We start from the raw sequence: 3,985 nt of genomic DNA on the forward strand, positions 1-3,985 counted from the left end.
AGTTACTTCTCTAAAGCGAAGCGCCTCTTCACCTCTTTGTGATTGTATTGGTTTAATATTTACGAGCTATCGCTCGTTACGCCAGCAAGCTGTGCGTCTACAGGGGTTTAGCTCCGGCGTTAATTTGACTTGTAGACGTTGAGCTTGCTCACGTTAGAAGCGCAGCTTCTCATGGCTTTGGCGTGTAGCTAACGCAATGATAAAAAACCACAACAGCTTTTATATCAACACGCTAGCCTCTTGGCTACAAAACTCTAGCTACCTGCCACTATCGCATTAAAGCTGTCGTTATCGTGCAGGCTGGCAAATGCGCTTTCGTGCAATAACTCATTACGTAAGTTTGGCGAGTAATCAAGGGCCATTTTAATATCGGCCAATGCATCGGCATGTTTGTGTGTAAGTGCATACGCACATGCACGCTGCCAGTAGGCATAGCCGTAGTCGCTATCTATATCAATGGCTTGGTTACATAACTCAATGGCTTTGGCGGTTTCGTTTAACTCTAATAATGCATCCGCTTTATAGGCAATGGCTTCTACATCTTCCGGCTTACGTTTTAAAATTTCGTCAAATATTTCTATTTTGTTTGCAAAGTCGCTTTCTAGGTTTGCGCGCATCCATAAAGAATGCACCTCGTTAGTGACTGATATACGCTCCTGGTTACTGAGTATTTCCTCTGAGCGTACACGTAGTTTTTCTTCAAGAATTTTTAGGCGATCTTCGTACTCGTCAGTGATCACACTTACACGCGTATTTACTATGTCTTCTACTTTGTTTTTAACATCGCGCAGCGAGTTCCAACCTACTAAAACCAAAATAGAGGCCGTAGCAGTAATAATAAAAAATACATTATTTATTGTGTCGGTGGTGTAAATAAGCGCTCTGTCGGCGGTGTCTAATTGGGCGTGGGTAACTTGTTTAGTTACATCTTCGCGTAATTGTTGTTGGTCTTGGCGAACGGCTTTTAACTCATCAAGAATGTAGCGCTCTAAAAGTGGTTTATACATGGGCTCTGTTAATTGTTTTAGCGCTTGTTGCTGTTGCTGTTCTGTTGGTGCAGCTGACTCTTGTGCATTAGCAGTATTTAAAAGCGAAAAAAAACAAATAAATAGAATAGATATGTAAAAACGCATGGGCACGCCTAAGTTAATTATTAGTAACTAACCGCACTTTAACATGCAAGGCTTATTAGCACTAGGGGGGGTGGCTTTGAACTTAAAACAACATAGCAAATTTGCAAAATTGCTCACGCAGCCTTGAGGCATACTAAATTTTAGGCAAAAAAAAGCCAGCCCAATGTGGGCTGGCAAAACTGCTTAAAACAACAATAAATTGTCGCAGGGAAATAACAGGAGTGGTGAGCATAATAATCAAGTTAACCTGAACATCTACTTAATTATTTAAAATACTTTTCAATTAGTTATAAAGTAAAGGTGCATTGGGCTTAATAATGCACCTTTGTAAACAACTTTAATTTCATGGTGAAGGGGGGTATTCCAATGTGCGCTTAATTAAAAGCCACTTTCAAACCCTTCACATAACATTACGGGTTAACTATTTAATCCGATCACTTAAATTTCAGCGCTTAAACATTATCCGATAAACCAATGGTTTCAATCGATTTAATTCAAGTTAATACACTGGCGAATGTAATATTTGGGATCTATATTGTTTGGGCAGTAAACAAAAATTATGCGCAAAATTAATACACCTTAGCGTGTTACTTCAAATGTAGGCGCTGGGGCTTGAGTAAAATAGTTAAACTCTTCATTTAAAGTAAGGAGCTAAAAATGAGCAGCACTAAGCCCGGCCAATGTCCGGTAATGCATGGTAGTAACTCAGTTATTTCTAAAGTAAACACAGATTGGTGGCCAAATACTCTAAATTTAGACATTCTTCATCAGCACGACACCAAATCAAACCCCTACGGCACAGACTTTAACTACGCCGAAGCATTCAAATCGCTTGACCTAGATGCAGTTAAGGCAGACTTAAAAACTTTTATGACCGATAGCCAAGATTGGTGGCCCGCCGATTGGGGTCATTACGGTGGCTTAATGATCCGCATGGCATGGCACTCAGCAGGTACGTATCGTTTATCAGACGGCCGTGGTGGCGCAAGTACCGGTAATCAGCGCTTTTCGCCGCTGAACTCGTGGCCAGACAATGCAAGCCTTGATAAAGCACGCCGCCTACTTTGGCCAATCAAGAAAAAATACGGTAATAAACTATCATGGGCCGACCTATTTATTTTGGCCGGTAATATGGCATACGAATCAATGGGCTTAAAAATTTATGGCTTTGCCGGTGGCCGCGAAGACATATGGCACCCAGAAAAAGACATATACTGGGGCGCAGAAAAAGAATGGCTAGCACCAAGTGATGAACGTTACGACAACGTAGAAAAACCCGACACAATGGAAAACCCATTAGCCGCAGTACAAATGGGCCTAATTTACGTAAACCCAGAAGGCGTAAATGGGATACCCGATCCTCTTAAAACGGCGCAGCACGTTCGTGAAACCTTTGCCCGTATGGCAATGAACGATGAAGAAACCGCAGCGCTTACCGTAGGTGGCCACACCGTAGGTAAAACCCATGGTAATGGTAAAGCCGAGCACCTAGGCCCAGAACCCGAAGCAGCCGACGTACACGAGCAAGGCCTAGGTTGGAACAGCACTAAAGAAGGCGGCTTTGGCCGCAATACCGTAACATCGGGGCTAGAGGGCGCGTGGACAACCCACCCAACTAAATGGGATAACGGCTACTGCCACTTACTATTAAATTACGAGTGGAAATTAACTAAAAGCCCAGCAGGCGCACACCAGTGGGAGCCTGTAAATATTAAAGAAGAAGACAAGCCGGTCGATGTAGAAGACCCTTCAATTCGTTTAAACCCAATGATGACCGACGCCGATATGGCCATGAAGGTAGACCCAATTTACCGTAAAATTATTGAACGTTTCAACGACGACTTTGAGTATTTTTCGGATGTGTTTGCCCGCGCATGGTTTAAACTTACCCACCGCGACTTAGGCCCTAAAGCGTGTTACTTAGGTAAAGATGTACCAAGTGAAGACTTAATTTGGCAAGACCCAATCCCAAGTGTTGATTACACCTTGTCTGATGACGAAATTAGCGAGCTAAAAGCAAACATACTTAATTGTGGCGTAAGCGCAAGCGACTTGATCGCTACTGCATGGGATAGCGCCCGTACGTACCGTGGCTCAGACCGCCGTGGTGGGGCAAATGGTGCACGTATTCGCTTAGCTCCTCAAAAAGATTGGCAAGGTAACGAGCCAGAGCGCCTAGCAAATGTACTCAGCGCCCTTGAAAAATTCAAAGCAGGTTTAGCCAAGCCAATTAGTATTGCTGATTTAATTGTATTAGGTGGTACAGCTGCTGTAGAGCAAGCAGCAAAACAAGCCGGTGTAGATGTAACAGTACCGTTTGCGCCAGGTCGTGGTGATGCAACCGATGAAATGACCGATGCCGAGTCGTTTGAGCCGTTAGAGCCAGTGCACGATGGTTTCAGAAACTACCTTAAAGGCGACTTTAACGTATCGCCAGAAGAGCTACTGTTAGAGCGTAGCCAGTTAATGGGCCTAACTGCACCAGAAATGACCGTACTGTTTGGCGGAATGCGCGTACTAGGCACCAACTACGCAGGTAGCAAGCATGGTGTGTTTACCGATAACGTAGGCACGCTCTCAACCGACTTTTTTGTAAACTTAACCGACATGGCCAATAACTGGAAACCGTCTGAGCCAGGTGTTTACAACATTGTTGAACGTAAAACAGGCACTATAAAATGGACTGCAACACGCATAGATTTAGTGTTTGGCTCTAACTCAATATTACGTGCGCTTTGCGAATTTTATGCACAAGACGACAACAACGAACGTTTTGTACATGATTTTGTAAATGCATGGGTAAAAGTAATGAACGCCGACAGATTTGATCTTAAATAAATCATTTTAATAGG

Annotated in this window: 2 protein-coding genes; one reads left to right on the top strand and one right to left on the bottom strand. The window is 43.4% G+C overall.

The features are described 5' to 3' along the window. Positions 1–254: 254 nt before the first annotated feature. Complete coding sequence (locus tag AABI99_RS17590; RefSeq protein ID WP_338367419.1) at positions 255–1,133, bottom strand: tetratricopeptide repeat protein; 879 nt, start codon at positions 1,131–1,133, stop codon at positions 255–257. A 657-nt stretch (positions 1,134–1,790) separates the two neighbouring features. On the opposite strand from AABI99_RS17590, the gene katG reads away from it, so the two are divergent. Beyond that, on the top strand, positions 1,791–3,971 hold the full coding sequence (gene katG, locus AABI99_RS17595; RefSeq protein WP_338367420.1) for a catalase/peroxidase HPI: 2,181 nt from the start codon (positions 1,791–1,793) through the stop codon (positions 3,969–3,971). The last annotated feature ends 14 nt before the right edge of the window (positions 3,972–3,985 follow it).

Source organism: uncultured Pseudoalteromonas sp., assembly GCF_963922945.1.
GTDB lineage: Bacteria > Pseudomonadota > Gammaproteobacteria > Enterobacterales > Alteromonadaceae > Pseudoalteromonas.